Raw genomic sequence first — 15481 nt, forward strand, 5'->3', positions numbered from 1 at the left:
ACGGCCTCGGCTCCGCCCGTCGGGCCGGGGGTCGCGGCCTCGGCCCCGGGGGTCGGGCCGCTGTCGGTGGACGGGCCGGTCCCGTCGGCGGCCACCGGGGCGGCCGACGCCTGCTCCGTGGTGGCGCTGCCGGGATCGTTGCTCATCGTCTCCCCTTCGACGGTTCTCCGGCCCCCGGGTACGACCCCGTGGGCCGGGTGGTCAACCGGTTGTTCAGCGTACGCGCACCGGCGCGGACGGCCTCGCGGCCCGACCGGGCGGGCCGGTCCGGTGCGCCCCCGCGACCCGCCGGCCGGGGCACCCCGCGTGACAGAATCGCGGCAGGTTCCGCCGCCGTGACCGGCTGTACCCCGCGCACGGCTTCCGGCGTCCGGCCACCCGGCCGAACGTCTGCGGGACCGGTTTCCCCCGCCGCCGAGAGCATCAGGAGCCGTGATGGACGCTGTGTTCGACGTACCCGACCCGTACAACGAGCCGGTACGCAGCTACGAGCCGGGCAGTGCCGACGCCGACCGGCTCCGGCGGCGGTTGACCGAACTGGCGGGTGACCGGATCGACCTGCCGATGACCATCGCTGGCACGTCCCGGATGGCCGGCGGGGAGCGGATCGACGTCGTCGCGCCACACCAGCGCGCCCATGTGCTGGGCGTCACCGCGCACGCCACCCACGACGACGCCCGGCTCGCCGTCCAGGCGGCCAAGGACGCCGCCCCCGGCTGGCGGGCGTTGCCCTTCGAGGAGCGGGCAGCGGTCTTCCTGCGCGCCGCCGATCTGCTCGCCGGGCCGTGGCGGGACACCCTCAACGCGGCCACCATGCTCGGCCAGTCCAAGACGGTGGTGCAGGCCGAGATCGACGCGGCCTGTGAGCTGATCGACTTCCTCCGGTTCAACGTGCACTTCGCCCGGCACCTGCTGGCCGAGCAGCCACGGTCCTCTCCGGGAGTGTGGAACCGCTTCGACCACCGGCCCCTTGAGGGCTTCGTCTACGCGGTCACCCCGTTCAACTTCACCGCCATCGCCGGCAACCTGCCGTCGGCCCCGGCCCTGGTCGGCAACGCGGTGGTCTGGAAGCCCTCGCCCACCCAGCAGTTCGCCGCCCACTTCACCATGCGGCTGTTCGAGGCGGCCGGGCTCCCACCCGGCGTGATCAACCTGGTCACCGGACGGGGGGAGGAGGTGTCCGACGTGGTGCTCGCCGACTCGGACCTGGCCGGCATCCACTTCACCGGCTCCACCACCGTCTTCCAGCACCTGTGGCGCACCGTCGGGCAGAACGTCGCCGGGTACCGGGGCTACCCCCGCCTGGTCGGCGAGACCGGCGGCAAGGACTTCGTCGTCGCGCACCCCAGCGCGGACCCCGAGGCTCTGCACACCGCCCTGATCCGGGGCGCGTACGAGTACCAGGGCCAGAAGTGCTCGGCGGCGTCCCGGGCGTACGTCCCCCGGTCGTTGTGGGAGGGCGGGTTGGGTGACCGGCTCGCGGCCACCGCCGAGGCGCTGACCTACGGCGACGTGACCGACTTCCGTAACTTCGGCGGGGCGGTGATCGACGCCAAGGCGTACGCCCGGCACACCGCCGCCCTCGATCTGATCAACGGTGACGACTCCTGCACCGTCCGGGCCGGGGGGACCGCCGACGACTCGGTGGGGTGGTTCGTCAGGCCCACGCTCTTCGAGTGCACCGACCCGGCACACGAGACCTTCACCACCGAGTACTTCGGCCCGATCCTCGGTGTGCACGTCTTCGACGACGCCCGCTTCGACGACGTCGTCACCCAGGCCGAGGCGATCGCCCCGTACGCACTCACCGGGTCGATTTTCGCCACCGACCGCCGGGTCGTCGACGCGGTCGCCGAGCGGATGCGGTACGCCGCCGGCAACTTCTACGTCAACGACAAGCCGACCGGGGCGGTGGTGGGGCAGCAGCCGTTCGGCGGTGCCCGGGCCAGCGGCACCAACGACAAGGCCGGTTCCTGGCACAACCTGGTCCGGTGGATGTCGCCCCGGACCATCAAGGAGACCTTCGTGCCTCCCACCGATCACAAATACCCGCACATGGGCTGAAACGGTGCACGGTGCCCCCGACGTCACCCGGTCCGGTGACGTCGGGGAGCACTGTGGCGGCAGTCCCGGCCGGGAACCGCCGCACCCGGCATCTGGTCACCGAGGGTGACAGGAGATGACGGGTCGTGCCGGCATGTCGGACTGTCGTCGGCCGACAGTGCACATAGGAAGTCCCACACGGGTGCCGAAATGGTGAAATCCTGGACGCCGCGACCGCAAAGTGGCAGCGTAATGGGCATGGCGGAATCCGGAGTCAACCCCACGGCGGCAGCTCTGCTCGGGCTGCTGCACGAGGGACCCATGACAGGCGGCCAACTGATGGCCGCCGCTGAGCGCCGACTGGCGCCATACTGGTCGATGACACGTAGTCAGGTCTACCGCGAGTTGCCGGTGCTGGCCGAGCGGGGTTTCGTTCGCCTGGGCAAGCCCGGCCCCCGGATGAGCCAGCCGTACGCGATCACCGCCTCCGGGAAACGGACGTTCTCCCGGTGGCTGGCCGAGAACCCGGGCAAGGACACGATCCGTAACCCGGTGGCGCTGCGGATCGCCTTCGGGGACCTGCACTCGGCGAACCAGCTCCGCAACCTCTACGCCACGGCCAACGAGTACCACACCGAGGCCCTGGCGGCGGTCCGTGAGCAGGTCAAGAACGCCAAGAAGGAGGGCGAGGCGTACGACGCCAGCGCCCTGGAGTTCGCGGTGGCCTACCACAAGGCCGCCCTCTCCTGGCTCAAGAGCGCCCCGGTCGGCAGCTGACCCGCCCGACCCCGGCGAGCCGGGCTGGCCCGAGAGCTGGGCTGATTCGGCTTGGTGTGCGGGGCTCGCACGCTCACTCCTCCTCCGAGCTGGGCTGATTCGGCTCGGTGTGCGGGGCTCGCACGCTCACTCCTCCTCCGAGCAGTACGCTTGTTTGTCGTGACCGCTGCCGATTACGCCGAACAGCTCAAGGACCTCGACGCGACCCTGCGCAACATCGAGGCGGTGCTCGACCTCGACCGCCTGCGGAAGGACAAGGCCCGCCTGGAGCAGGAGGCCTCCGCCCCCGACCTGTGGGACGACCAGGCCCGCGCCCAGAAGGTGACCTCCCAGTTGTCGTACGTCAACGGGGAGATCAGCAAGCTGGGCAGTCTGCGTTCGCGGCTCGACGACGCCCACGTGCTGCTGGAACTCGCCGAGGACGAGGGCGACACCGGTGCGCTCACCGAGGTCGAGACCGAGATCGGTGGGTTGACCAAGGCCATCGAGGAGATGGAGGTCCGCACCCTGCTCTCCGGCGAGTACGACTCGCGGGAGGCGCTGGTGGCGATCCGGGCCGGGGCGGGCGGGGTCGACGCCGCCGACTTCGCCGAGATGCTGCTGCGGATGTACCTGCGGTGGGCCGAGCGGCACGGCTACCCGACCGAGGTCTACGAGACCTCGTACGCGGAGGAGGCGGGCCTGAAGTCGGCCACCTTCACCGTCAAGGTGCCGTACGCCTACGGGACCCTCAGTGTCGAGTCGGGAACCCACCGGCTGGTCCGGATCAGCCCCTTCGACAACCAGGGGCGGCGGCAGACCAGCTTCGCCGGGGTCGAGGTGCTGCCGGTGGTGGAGCAGACCGACCAGGTCGACATCCCCGAGAACGAGATGCGGGTCGACGTGTACCGCTCCTCGGGTCCGGGTGGCCAGTCGGTGAACACCACCGACTCGGCGGTCCGGCTCACCCACATCCCCACCGGGATCGTCGTCACCTGCCAGAACGAGAAGTCCCAGCTGCAGAACAAGGCCAGCGCCCTGCGGGTCCTCCAGGCCCGCCTGTTGGAGCGTAAGCGCCAGGAGGAACAGGCCAAGCTGGAGGGTCTGAAGACCGACGCCGCCGGCTCCTGGGGCGACCAGATGCGTTCGTACGTCCTGCACCCGTACCAGATGGTGAAGGACCTGCGCACCGAGCAGGAGACGGGGAACCCGAGTTCGGTCTTCGACGGTGACCTGGACGCCTTCATCGAGGCCGGCATCCGCTGGCGCAAGCAGCAGCAGCTCGCCGACAACAGCGCGTGACCGTTCGCGGGCGCTGCGCTCGGTCGATCTCCCCCTGACCGGGCATTTGGATGACGCGCCACGTATCACCCGGGCGTGGGACTTGGCGTTGCGATTACACGGCGTAGACTCACCACCCGTGATTCAGCTTGAGCAAGTGACGAAGACGTACCCGAAGGCGTCCCGGCCTTCGCTCGACAACGTGTCCGTCTCGATCGAGAAGGGCGAGTTCGTCTTCTTCATCGGGCCCTCCGGCTCCGGCAAGTCCACCATCATCAAGATGCTGTTGCACGAGGTCACCCCGAACAAGGGGCGGGTCGTGGTGAACAACAAGGACGTCACGTCGCTGCGATCCTGGAAGCGTCCCCACTTCCGGCGGTCCATCGGCTGTGTCTTCCAGGACTTCCGGCTGCTGCCCAACCGCACCGCGTACGAGAACGTGGCCTTCGCCCTGGAGGTCATCGGCAAGACCAAGGCGGTCGCGCGTCGGGTCGTACCGGAGGTGCTGGAGCTGGTGGGTCTCGGCGGTAAGGAGCACCGCTACCCGCACGAGCTCTCCGGTGGTGAGCAGCAGCGTGTCGCGGTCGCGCGGGCGTTCGTGAACCGTCCGCTGATCCTCCTGGCCGACGAGCCGACCGGTAACCTCGACCCGGACACGTCCATCGAGATCATGCGTCTGCTGGACCGGATCAACCGCACCGGCACGACCGTCGTGATGGTCACGCACGACTCCAACATCGTGAACCAGATGCGTCGGCGAGTGATCGAGATCGAGAGTGGCCGGATCGTGCGCGACCAGGCCCGCGGCGTCTACGGGTGAGCCGGCCCGGTACCCCCGCCGAACACCCTGACGACGAACACCTCATGCCGGAGACCCGGAGGAACCCCCGATGCGCGTGAAATACGTCCTGTCCGAGGTACTGGTCGGACTGTGGCGCAACGTGACGATGACCATTGCGATGATCATCACGATGGCCGTGTCCCTGACCATGCTCGGCGTCAGCGGCCTGGTCTACAACAAGGTCGCCGACATGAAGGACCTCTACTTCGAGAACGTCGAGGTCTCGATCTTCCTCAAGCCGGAGGCGACCGAGGAGCAGCGGACGGCCCTGGAGGGCCAGCTGAGGTCCGACGCGCTCGTTCGGGAGACCATCTACGTCGACAAGAACGAGGCGTACGAGCGGTTCAAGGAGATGTACCAGGACGCCCCTGACCTGGTCAACGCCGTGAAGCCGGACCAGCTTCCGGAGTCGTTCCGGCTGCGGCTGGTCGACCCTGAGCAGTACCGGCAGATCAACGACCAGTACTCCTCAGTCGAGGGCGTCGACCAGATCGTCGACCAGAGCCGGGTGCTGGACAAGATCTTCAACCTCTTCACCGCCGGGCAGAACGTCGCCCTGGTGGCCGCCATCGCGATGGCGATCGCCGCCCTCATGCTGGTCGCCAACACCATCCAGGTGGCGGCGTACAGCAAACGGCGTGAGGTCGCGGTCATGAAGCTGGTCGGTGCCTCGAACTGGTTCATCCAGGCGCCGTTCGTCCTGGAGGCGGTCGTCGCCGGTCTGATCGGCGCGGTGCTCGGCCTCGGTGCGCTGGTCGGGTTGAAGACGTTCCTCTTCGACGGGGCGCTCTCCAGCCTCCAGGGGCTCTTCTCGCCGGTGAGCTGGGGCGAGATCTTCCTGACCTTCCCGCTGATGGCGGGCATCGGTGCCCTGGTCAGCGCGGTCACGGCCTGGGTCACGCTCCGGTTCTACCTGCGGGTCTAGTTACCTGCGGGGCATCCCCCACGGTCTCTGCGAGGCCCTCCCGTGCCGGGAACAAAACGGTGCGGGAGGGCCTTCGACGTTCCGGTAGCATGATCTCCGCCGTGCGGCCTTGTGCCTCGCGGCGAGGCGGGAAGGGGGTGGCAACCGAATGCCACGGGAGAAGGGGCGCAAGGTCGTCGCCTCCAACAAGAAGGCCCGGCACGACTACTCGATCCTCGACACGTACGAGGCGGGGATGGCGTTGACCGGCACCGAGGTCAAGTCGCTGCGCGCCGGGCGGGCCTCGCTGGTGGACGCCTTCGCCCAGGAACGCAGCGGCGAACTGTACCTGCACGGGATGCACATCCCGGAGTACACCCAGGGCACCTGGACCAACCACGAGCCCCGGCGTACCCGCAAGCTGCTGCTCAAGCGGTTGGAGATCGACCGGCTGATCGGCAAGACCCGGGAGAGCGGGTTGACCATGGTCCCGTTGCAGGTGTACTTCTCCGACGGCTGGGCCAAGGTCGAGATCGGCCTGGCCAAGGGCAAGAAGACGTACGACAAGCGGCAGGACCTCGCCAAGCGGGACGCGGACCGGGAGATCGCCCGGGTCGCCGGTCGGCGCAGCAAGGGAATGCACGAGTAGTTCAGGCGTTTCGTCCGTTATTGGGGTTTCGTCAGTTTGCGGGTCGTCGGTGGACCGGCCTCGGGATGAATCCCGTTGCGCGAGGCGTTAACATGGGGGTGCTGCCACGAAGGGCAGCCGTCGAGGGGGTGACTGGTTTCGACTTCGTACGTTGCGGCAGGGGAAGCGAGCCGAGGAAGCCGACGTCGTCTCGAGAATCGTTCGTCGGAAACTATAAGCGCCAAGCAAAATCGCGCTGACTTCGCTCTCGCCGCCTGAGGCGAGTAGTGAGTCTGTCGGCCTGGGAGCGCCTTCGACCCAGTTAGCCGGCATCAGCTAGAAGGCTGGCCAACCGGACCCGGTCGCGGGGTCCGTGCGGCGAGATCAATCAGCGACTGGGCCCGTCACACCGACTCGCTCGCGTGATCGGAGGGGCCGAGTAGAGGCACAGCGAGCTGCGCTCGGAGAAGCCCTGTCAAACCGGCGAAGGACCCGGGTTCGATTCCCGGCACCTCCACCACCAGCGAAGCGCCCCGGTCCTCCCAGACCGGGGCGCTTCCCTGTCCCCACCCCTCCCCACCCCCACCCCACCCCCACCCCCACCCCTCCCCGGGTTTCCGGGTTTCCGCGTTGATCAAGGGATTTGCGTCAGAATCCGGCCCAGGCTTGACCCAAATCCCTTGATCAACGGGGTGGGGGAGGACCGGGGGAGGGGGGAGAGGGGGGAGGGGTGGGGTGGGTGGGGGTGGGGGTGGGGTGGGTTAGAGGAGGGTGGGGATTTCGGGGTCTATGGGGACGGGGATGACTGTGGGGCGGTCGGCGAGGAGGGCGGTGGCCAGGGTGTCGCCGATGGCCTCCGGGGTGTCGGCCACCACCGCCGCGCAGCCGTAGCCTCGGGCCAGCGCGGTGAGGTCCACCCCGGGGAGGTCCAGCCCGGGGACCCCCGAGGTGTCCTTGAGGGCGGCGAACGCCTTGAGGATGGCGTACTGCTGGTTGACCGGGACCACGACGATCAGCGGCAGCCGGAGCCGGGCGGCGGTCCAGAGGGCCTGCACCGAGTAGTGGAAGGAGCCGTCGCCGATCACCGCCACCACCGGTCGCCGTCGGCCGGTGTCCCGTTCGGCCAGGGCGATACCCACCGCCGCCGGCAGCCCGAAGCCGAGGCCCCCGCTGGCCATCGTGAAGTAGGACGCCGGACGCCGGATCCACAGCCGACGGCGCAGGGCCGCCAGGTTGGACGGTGACTCCTGCACGAGGACCCCGTCGGCCGGCCAGTGCCGGGCCAGTGTGGCGAAGAGGGCGTCGGCGGTGAGCGGCAGACCGGCCCGGGGCGGGTCGGGGGCGGGGCGGGTGGCCGGTTCCGGCCGGTCGGTCACCGGCAGCAGGTCCACCAGGGCGTCGAGGGTCAGGCCGGGGTCACCGAGCAGGCTCTCCCCGACGGGGGCCCGAGCGGCCTCCTCCGGGTCGTCGGTGACGTGCAGGAGGCGGGCGCCGTCGGGCAGGTGGGCGCCGGGCAGGTGGGGGTAGTACCGGAACACCGGGGCACCCACCACCAGGACTGTGTCGTGGCCGTGCAGCGCCTCGGCGAGCGGGGCGATGGCGTACGGCAGCACCCCCCGGAAGTAGGGGTGGTCCTCGGGGAAGCTGGCCCGTTCGGGGGCGGGGGCGGACCAGACCGGGGCGTGCAGCTTCTCGGCCAGGTCCACCGCCGCCGGCCAGGCTCGGGACCGGTCCACGGCGGCACCCAACACCAGGGCGGGGGTCCGGCTGGCCGCCACGATCTCGGCGAACTCGCGTAACCGGCGGGGGTCCGGGGCGTACCGGGTGGCGACGGTGCGCAGCTGCGGGGGCGGGTCGGACGGCTGTTGCCAGTCGTCCATCGGCAGCGAGAGGAAGACCGGCCCGGTCGGTGGTTGGACGGCGGTGGCGTACGCCCGCATCAGGGCGGCCGGGATGTCCTGGGCCCGGACCGGTTCGTGGCTCCACTTGACGTACGGCTGGGCCAGTTCGGTGGCGCGGGGGCTGGCCAGTCGGGGTTCCAGCAGGAGCATCTCCCGGCTCTGCTGCCCGGCGGTGACGATCAACGGGGTGCGGTTGTGCCAGGCGGTGACGAGGTTTCCCATCCCGTTGCCGGTCCCCGGGGCGGTGTGCAGGTTGACGTGGGCGGGGCGGCGGGTGGCCTGGGCGTACCCGTCGGCCATCGCCACCGCCGAGGCCTCCTGGAGCGCGAGGACATAGTGGAAGTCGGCGGGGAAGTCCTGGAGGAAGGGCTCCTCGGTGGATCCCGGGTTGCCGAAGACAGTGGTCAGGCCCAGACTGCGCAGCAGGTCGTACGTGGTGTCGCGGACCGTGGCCATCGTCACCCCGCCTCCCGTGTGCGAGCCGCTCACAGCGAATGTAACCGGACAATCGTGATGAGAAGGCAATTTTGGCCAGCGGTGCCCGGGGCGGGGCAGAGGAAGGGGCAGCTCGACGGGGGTCGGAGGGTCGCCGCCGGGGGACGACGCCACCGGCAAAGTCGATCACCCTCGGTCAGAGGCCTTAACCAGCAACGGGGGTGCAGGCTATGGTGCCAGGCATGGCGGTGACAGCGCGCAGGGCGCGACGGTACGACGCGCCGCACGTGAGCGGGGTGCGTCGGTGCTCCCCGACGTCCGGGCGCGGTTGCGGGTGCCAGGATCCGCTGGCGACTCGGTTGTCGGATGGTTGACATGCACAGGGAGGGTCCGGCGATTGGCGGTCATGTGACGGAGTCCATGACCGGACGGTTGCTGGTCGCGACTCCCGCGCTGAAGGATCCGAACTTCGACCGTACGGTGGTGCTCCTGGTGGCCCACGAGCCGGGCGGGGCGCTCGGCGTGGTGCTGAACCGGGCGACCGAGGTGCCGGTCGCCGAGGTGCTCGGCGACTGGAACGACCTGGCCCGGCACCCGGCGGTCCTCTTCGAGGGCGGCCCGGTCCAACCCGACTCGGCGATCTGCCTGGCCCGCCTGCACAGCCCGGTACGCCGGCTGCGCGGCTTCCACCAGGTCTCGGGGGCGGTCGGGACCGTCGACCTGTCGGTCGGGCCGGAACGGCTGCGGGAGGAGGTCGCCGGCATCCGGGTCTTCGCCGGTTACTCCGGCTGGGGCGCGGGCCAGTTGGAGCAGGAGATCGAGGAGGGGTCCTGGTTCGTCCTGGACGCCCTGCCGGGGGACGCCTTCGTCGATCGCCCGGACGACCTCTGGCCGATGGTCCTGCGCCGTCAGGGCGGCATGTTGGCCGCCGTCGCCCACTTCCCGCCGGACGTGGCGCTGAACTGACGGACCGGCCCCGCGGGCACCCCCGCGATGTGACCGTGACGGCCGAGATGTGTATAGTTTCGCCAGTGCCCGGGCGACCGGGACAGCAGTGGGGGGCCGTGGCGCAGCTGGTAGCGCACCACACTGGCAGTGTGGGGGTCAGGGGTTCGAGTCCCCTCGGCTCCACCCGAGCAAAAGGGTTCAGGACCCGATCGAGCAGATCGATCGGGTCCTGAACCCTTTTCCGTGGCCGTCTGCGACCAGCCCCGCATCACGCAGTCTGCGGTCGGTCCCGCGCTGCCGCTGCGCAGTCTGCGATCGTCGACAGCGCTGCGCTGCGCCTTTCGCGATCAGTCCCGCATCGCGGTCCGGATCGCGTCGCGTACCCGGTCGACGATCGCGACGGGGGGACCGAGCATCAGGTTCGCTGTCGCGGACTCCACGCCGGGGTGTGGTCTGGTCGGGGCCACCGCCTCGGCCATCCGGACCGCCCGGGCCAGGTTCGCCAGGCGCTCGGGCGGATGCGCGGCCCGCAGCTGCACGAACTCGTAGCGCTCCTCCCGGGTCGCGTGCTCCAGCACCGCCGTCCGCAGCGCCGCGAACCGGGCGTCGAAGTCGGGCGTCTGCGGGCCGTCGTCGACCAGGCCCTTGAGCAGCTCCTTGGCCTCTCGCTCCTCGTCGAGCCGGGCGTCGACCACGTCGGCTCCGCCGTCGATGCTGCCACGGGCGAGTGGGTGGACGATCTCCTCCTCCGCGGTCTCGTGCACCGCGAGAAGCCGGGTCAGCTCGTCCCAGGCATGCTGCCTCGACTCGCCCTCGCTCGCCGCGACCATCCGGAACAGCTCCTCGATCCGGGCGTGCTGGGCGAGCAGCAGGTCGATCACGTCGGCCCCGTCTGTCGGGTCGACGCCCGGCTGCGCCGTCACCGGTCGCCGTCCTCGGGCCGACGCAGCGACTCCACCGGATGCGGCCCCTCGGTCTCGATCCGGTACTCGCCGCCGAAGCGCTCCCGGTGCATGTCGATCACCCGCTCGCTAGCCGGCTTCTCGTCACCGTGGATCTGCTCCTGCAACCTCTCGAACCGCTCGTGGGCCTCCCGGACGTATCCGGCCCCCAGGGTGGTCAGGTCGATCTGGGTGCCGAGGAGGTGCCGGAGGTACTCCTTGTTGGGCTCGAACGTCACAGGCACGGGAAGCTGCGGGGCCAGGACCTCCTCGGGCTCGCGCCCGTCGAAGCGGCGCATCAGGTCACAGGCGGCCTGCAGCTGGGCCAGCTCCATGTTGAGGTGCAGCTCCCAGATCGCCTTCACCTTCGGGTCCGGCTCCTGGGTCATGAACGAGTGGTAGAGGTAGACCTCGTTGTACTCGTGGTTGACCAGCCGCTCCCACCAGGTCTCCCCGGGGTCGACGAGTGACTCGTAGTGGGTGACGTGCTCCTGCTCGATCATGCCGATCTCGACGTAGAGCTGGCGGGCGATCGGCTCCATGTACTGGGGACCGACGTTCATGTAGAAGTTCATCGTCTGCTGCTCGGCCGACATGACGGTGAGCGCGTGCAGCTTGGACAGGGGGTCGACGGTGTTGCGGTCGTACGGGTCCCGGACGTTGTCGTACGGATGCCTGTGGTGCACAGTGGTCGGCCGCCCGGGCATCACCTCGGTGAGGTCGTCGACCACCTTCCGCGCCTTGCGCCGTTCGATCATCTCGAAGAGGTTGGCATAGCGGTACAGGTGGTCGAAGTCTTCGAGCACCCCGAACTCGTACGCCTGCTTCAGGTACGGGTCCGGCTCCATCCGGGCGATCCAGGCGGTCAGGTCGACAGCCACCTGCTCGTACGCGATGGTGGTTTCGAGGGTGCTGGCGATGGGCGGCAGGAGCCAGTTGACCACCTTCTGCTGCTGGGCCTCGATGTAGCGGGTGTACGCGAGCTGCCGCTTCACCTCCGGGTCGGGGCAGGTCCGGGCCATGTGGTGGCTGAACATGATCGACTCGATCTCGATCCCGTTCATGACGATCACCCGACACCTGGTGTACGGGTCCACCGCGTCCGGGTCGAGCGGCTCCACGTCCAGTTCGCGCCAGTTTCGCAGCTGTCGGTCGAGAGGAATGCCTTTCTCGACGAGTGGATTGAATGTCATCAGATACCCCTTTTTGAGTTACCGGTGACTCGGCCAGTACCCTCCGCAGTCGCCCTAAACCGGAAAGTCGGGGAGTACTTTTCCCGGCCGGTCCGGTCGGGCTCGTCGCCCGTCCGGAGGGTGATCTCGGTAGGGTCGTCCCCGACCGCGGAGCCGTCCGCGACGACGGTCTGACGGCTCCCCTCGACGAGAGGCTCCCCGGCACCGTGACCAGAACGCTGAGGATCACCACCCGCAACGCCACGTTCCAGCAGTGGCAGGCGTTGCTGACCAATCGCACCAAGCGGCAGCGGGCCGGTGAGTTCCTCGTCCAGGGGGTACGCCCGATCTCGCTCGCCGTCGAGCACGGGTGGCGGATCCGGACCCTCGTGCACCCCGACGGGGTGACCGGGTCCCGGTGGGCTCGGGACCTCCTCGACCGGGTCGACGCCACCCGGGTGGCGATGGCCGGTGAGCTGCTGCGGGAACTCGGCGGCAAGGACGAGGATTCGCCGGAGCTGCTCGCCGTGGTCGAACTGCCCGCCGACCGGCTGGACCGGATCCCGCTGCGCGACGACGAACTGGTGCTGGTCTTCGACAGGCCGACCACCCCGGGCAACATCGGCACCATGGTCCGCTCGGCGGACGCCTTCGGCGCGGCCGGGGTGATCGTCACCGGGCACGCCGCCGACCCGTACGACCCGAAGGCGGTCCGGGCCAGCACCGGTTCGCTCTTCGCCGTACCAGTGGTCCGGGTGCCCAGCCATCGGGAGGTGCTGGACCTGGTCGACGTGGCCCGCGGGTCGGGGGTCCCGGTCACGGTGGTCGGCACCGACGAGAACGGTGACGTCGACATCGACGCGCACGACCTGACCGGCCCCACCGTCCTCGTCGTCGGCAACGAGACCCACGGGATCAGTGCCGCCTGGCGGGAGTCCTGCGACCGGACGGTCCGCATCCCGATCACCGGCGCGGCCAGCTCCCTGAACGCCGCCACCGCCGCCACCGTCGCCCTCTACGAGGCGGCGCGGCAACGCTCGCGGCGGTGACCGGGCGGGGACCCCCGTCACACCGGCGGCAGAAGGTGACAGCCCGACGGAAGGTTCTCGCCTTCGGGTTGGAACGCGTCGGGCGGGGTAGCTTCCCAGGCATGCGGTACGTGCAGCTCGACACTCCCCGGCCCGTCTCCCGGATCGGCCTCGGCACCTGGCAGTTCGGCTCCCGCGAGTGGGGGTACGGCTCCGACTACGAACGCCGCGCCGCCGACATCGTCCGGCGCGCACTCGACCTGGGGGTCACCCTCTTCGACACCGCCGAGCTGTACGGCTTCGGCCGCAGCGAGCGGATCCTCGGTGCCGCCCTCGGCGACGAGCGGGACAGGGTGGTGGTGGCCACCAAGATCCTCCCGGTGTTTCCGGTCGCCCCGGTGGTGCAGCAGCGGGCGGTCGCCTCTGCCACCCGGCTCGGGGTCCGGCACATCGACCTGTACCAGGTGCACCAGGCGAACCCGGTGATCGCCGACACCACCACGATGAACGGAATGCGGACCCTCCAGGACCTCGGGCTGGTCGGCGAGGTGGGGGTGAGCAACTACAGCCTGCGCCGCTGGCGGTTCGCCGAGGCGGCACTCGGCCGACGGGTGCTCAGCAACCAGGTGCGGTACAGCATGATCGACCGAGGCCCCGAGGAGGACCTGCTCCCGTACGCGCAGCAGGCCGGGCGGATCGTGCTGGCGTACAGCCCGCTGGCGCAGGGCTTCCTCTCCGGCCGGTACGACGCGAACAACCCGCCCTCCGGGGCGGTCCGCCGGGCCAACCCGTACTTCCTGCCGGAGAACCTGGAGCGGGGTGCACCGCTGATCGCCGCCCTGCGTGAGGTGGCCGACGCCCACGACGCCACCCCGAGTCAGATCGCCCTGGCCTACCTGCTGCGGCACCCGAACGTGGTGGCCATCCCCGGTGCGTCGAGCGTGGAGCAGGTGGAGCGCAACGTCGCCGCCGCCGACATCGACCTCACCGACACCGAGTACGCCGCCCTGTCCACCGCAGCCAGGGCGTTCCGGCCGGTCACCTGGCTGGCCGCCGTACCGAAGCTGCTCCGGGCCCGGTTCGGACGGTGACCGGGATCGACGACCGGCCTGGTCCGGGGCGGTGACCGGCCTGGTCCGGGGCGGTGACCGGGGTCGACGACCAGGCGACCGGGCCGGTCCCGGCGGTCTCCCGAACGGGTGAAAGAGGTGGCCGAGCGGCCGGGCGACGGGTGCCGGTCGGGGTTGACTGGGAGGCATGGAGAGCGGCCACCTGCGGCAGGTGTACGCGGAGGTGCTCGACGAGATCGACGCCGGCGGGTTCGGGTTGCCGGCCGACGGTGACCTCACCGCCGAGCAGATCGTCGCGCACCTGGCCGCCAACGACGAGTTGATGATCGAGGCGACCGAGGCGGTGCTGGCCGGCTCCACCTTCGCCTACTACGACCTGGAGACCATCCACCGACCCCAGTTGGACGCGATGGTCTCCGAGTACGGCGGGCTGTCCGGGCTGACCGAGTTGTTCCGGACCACCAGCGCGAACCTCTGCGACCTGGTGGAACGGCTCGGCCTGGCCGAACAGACCCCGGTCGAGACCCACCTGCGGGAGGGTTTCGCCCTGGTCGTGGACGAGGTCCTGCCCTGGGAGCGGACCCTCGACCTGCACCAGCGGGTGCACCTGCCGGCCCACCTCGAACAGCTGCGGGCGCTGCGGGCGGCACCGGTGCGGCGACCGGTCACCAGGCCGGTGCCGACGGACGGCCCCGCCCACCCCGGCTGACTGGTCGACCGACCCCGGGTCCGGCACCTCCTGCCGGCACCGCGTCGACTGTCCACTCAGCCGGTCGCCCACTGCTGTTCCACGCCCCCGGTGCAGGGCAGTTGGACGAGGTCGGTGCCGGGATCGCTGCCGCCACCCTCGGGTTGGGCGCACTTGCCGGAGGCGACGCTGACCAGCAGCACCGCCGCCTCCCCGGCCGGATGGACCCGCCACTGCTGGTTGCCCTGGCCGTGGCAGCCGAACTGCTGGACCTTCGCCCCGTCGTCGCCGCTGGCCCCCTCGACGTCGAGGCACTGGCCGTACGCGGCGTTGGTCAGGGTGACCACGTCCGGGCCGACCGGGCCGGCGACCCACTGCTGCTCCGGTGCGCCGGTGCAGTCGGTCAGTTCGGCGCGGGCCTTCTCGTGGCCGCCGTCGGTGCCGACACACCGTCCGGCGGCGACGCTCCGGAAGACCGTCGGGCCGGACACGCCAGTCGGAGCCGGTGGCGGGCTGGGCGTGGGGGAGGGGGTCGGCTCGACAGTGGTGGGGGTCGGGTCGGGGGTGTGCGACTCGGACGGGGTCGGGGCGGTGGGCGACGTGGCGGCCTGGGCCGAGACCGGCGCCTGGGCGTCCCCACCGAACGCACCGGTGGCGAAGAACGCTCCCACCAGGACACCGACCAGCCCGGTCGCCAGGGCGAACCGCAGCAGCGGATCACGGGGCAGACCGGGGCGGCGCGCCCGTTGGGTGCCGTAGACGGTGCCGGCGGCGTCGGGTCGTTCGTCGTGCAGGGGCATGGGGGCATCCTCACCGAGGCCCCGATCCGTCGGTCGGCCACCCCC

14 protein-coding genes, 1 tRNA gene and 1 other RNA gene are annotated in these 15481 nt (G+C 70.3%); 12 read left to right on the forward strand and 4 right to left on the reverse strand.

Annotation, left to right across the window (positions count from 1 at the left end; all coding sequences use genetic code 11):
- Positions 1-435: 435 nt before the first annotated feature.
- The 7 genes from pruA to ssrA all read left to right on the forward strand — a co-directional run bounded on the left by pruA (position 436) and on the right by ssrA (position 6973).
- Positions 436-2064, forward strand: coding sequence for an L-glutamate gamma-semialdehyde dehydrogenase (pruA, locus tag ABT336_RS08770; RefSeq protein ID WP_350895927.1), 1629 nt, complete (start codon positions 436-438; stop codon positions 2062-2064).
- 237 nt (positions 2065-2301) lie between these two features.
- Positions 2302-2820, forward strand: coding sequence for a PadR family transcriptional regulator (locus tag ABT336_RS08775; RefSeq protein WP_350895928.1), 519 nt, complete (start codon positions 2302-2304; stop codon positions 2818-2820).
- A 159-nt stretch (positions 2821-2979) separates the two neighbouring features.
- The gene (prfB, locus tag ABT336_RS08780; RefSeq protein ID WP_350895929.1) at positions 2980-4101 is read left to right on the forward strand and encodes a peptide chain release factor 2; all 1122 of its coding nucleotides are present in this window, start codon (positions 2980-2982) and stop codon (positions 4099-4101) included.
- Between the two features lie 118 nt (positions 4102-4219).
- Positions 4220-4900 carry a cell division ATP-binding protein FtsE gene (ftsE, locus tag ABT336_RS08785; protein WP_350895930.1) on the forward strand — a complete coding sequence of 227 codons (681 nt, stop codon included), beginning with the start codon at positions 4220-4222 and terminating at the stop codon, positions 4898-4900.
- Positions 4901-4970: 70 nt separating this feature from the next.
- Positions 4971-5846, forward strand: a complete 876-nt coding sequence (gene ftsX / locus ABT336_RS08790; RefSeq protein WP_350895931.1) for a permease-like cell division protein FtsX — start codon at positions 4971-4973, stop codon at positions 5844-5846.
- Between the two features lie 148 nt (positions 5847-5994).
- The gene (smpB, locus tag ABT336_RS08795; RefSeq protein WP_350895932.1) at positions 5995-6474 is read left to right on the forward strand and encodes an SsrA-binding protein SmpB; all 480 of its coding nucleotides are present in this window, start codon (positions 5995-5997) and stop codon (positions 6472-6474) included.
- A 124-nt stretch (positions 6475-6598) separates the two neighbouring features.
- Positions 6599-6973, forward strand: a transfer-messenger RNA (tmRNA) gene (gene ssrA, locus ABT336_RS08800).
- Between the two features lie 241 nt (positions 6974-7214).
- On the opposite strand, the gene mdlC is transcribed toward ssrA, so the two are convergent.
- Positions 7215-8810, reverse strand: coding sequence for a benzoylformate decarboxylase (gene mdlC, locus ABT336_RS08805; protein WP_350895976.1), 1596 nt, complete (start codon positions 8808-8810; stop codon positions 7215-7217).
- A 354-nt stretch (positions 8811-9164) separates the two neighbouring features.
- Between mdlC and ABT336_RS08810 the strand changes: the two genes are divergently transcribed.
- Together ABT336_RS08810 and ABT336_RS08815 are read left to right on the forward strand one after the other, a co-directional pair.
- Complete coding sequence (locus ABT336_RS08810) at positions 9165-9755, forward strand: YqgE/AlgH family protein (RefSeq protein WP_434742996.1); 591 nt, start codon at positions 9165-9167, stop codon at positions 9753-9755.
- 92 nt (positions 9756-9847) lie between these two features.
- Positions 9848-9920: transfer RNA gene (locus ABT336_RS08815), tRNA-Ala, on the forward strand.
- A gap of 164 nt (positions 9921-10084) precedes the next feature.
- On the opposite strand, the gene ABT336_RS08820 is transcribed toward ABT336_RS08815, so the two are convergent.
- On the reverse strand, positions 10085-10660 hold the full coding sequence (locus ABT336_RS08820) for a hemerythrin domain-containing protein (RefSeq protein WP_350895934.1): 576 nt from the start codon (positions 10658-10660) through the stop codon (positions 10085-10087).
- Complete coding sequence (locus ABT336_RS08825) at positions 10657-11871, reverse strand: hypothetical protein (RefSeq protein WP_350895935.1); 1215 nt, start codon at positions 11869-11871, stop codon at positions 10657-10659. The genes ABT336_RS08820 and ABT336_RS08825 overlap by 4 nt, the downstream gene beginning before the upstream one ends.
- A gap of 206 nt (positions 11872-12077) precedes the next feature.
- Between ABT336_RS08825 and ABT336_RS08830 the strand changes: the two genes are divergently transcribed.
- The 3 genes from ABT336_RS08830 (at position 12078) to ABT336_RS08840 (ending at position 14657) form a co-directional block, all read left to right on the forward strand.
- A complete protein-coding gene (locus tag ABT336_RS08830) occupies positions 12078-12899 on the forward strand; it encodes a TrmH family RNA methyltransferase (RefSeq protein WP_350895936.1) in 822 nt (273 codons plus the stop codon).
- Between the two features lie 101 nt (positions 12900-13000).
- On the forward strand, positions 13001-13969 hold the full coding sequence (locus tag ABT336_RS08835) for an aldo/keto reductase (RefSeq protein WP_350895937.1): 969 nt from the start codon (positions 13001-13003) through the stop codon (positions 13967-13969).
- A gap of 166 nt (positions 13970-14135) precedes the next feature.
- Positions 14136-14657, forward strand: a complete 522-nt coding sequence (locus ABT336_RS08840) for a hypothetical protein (RefSeq protein ID WP_350895938.1) — start codon at positions 14136-14138, stop codon at positions 14655-14657.
- 56 nt (positions 14658-14713) lie between these two features.
- Here ABT336_RS08840 and ABT336_RS08845 read toward each other — a convergent pair whose 3' ends face one another.
- On the reverse strand, positions 14714-15436 hold the full coding sequence (locus ABT336_RS08845) for an RICIN domain-containing protein (RefSeq protein ID WP_350895939.1): 723 nt from the start codon (positions 15434-15436) through the stop codon (positions 14714-14716).
- Between the last annotated feature and the right edge of the window lie 45 nt (positions 15437-15481).

This window comes from Micromonospora sp. NPDC000207 (genome assembly GCF_040300925.1).
Lineage (GTDB): Bacteria > Actinomycetota > Actinomycetes > Mycobacteriales > Micromonosporaceae > Micromonospora.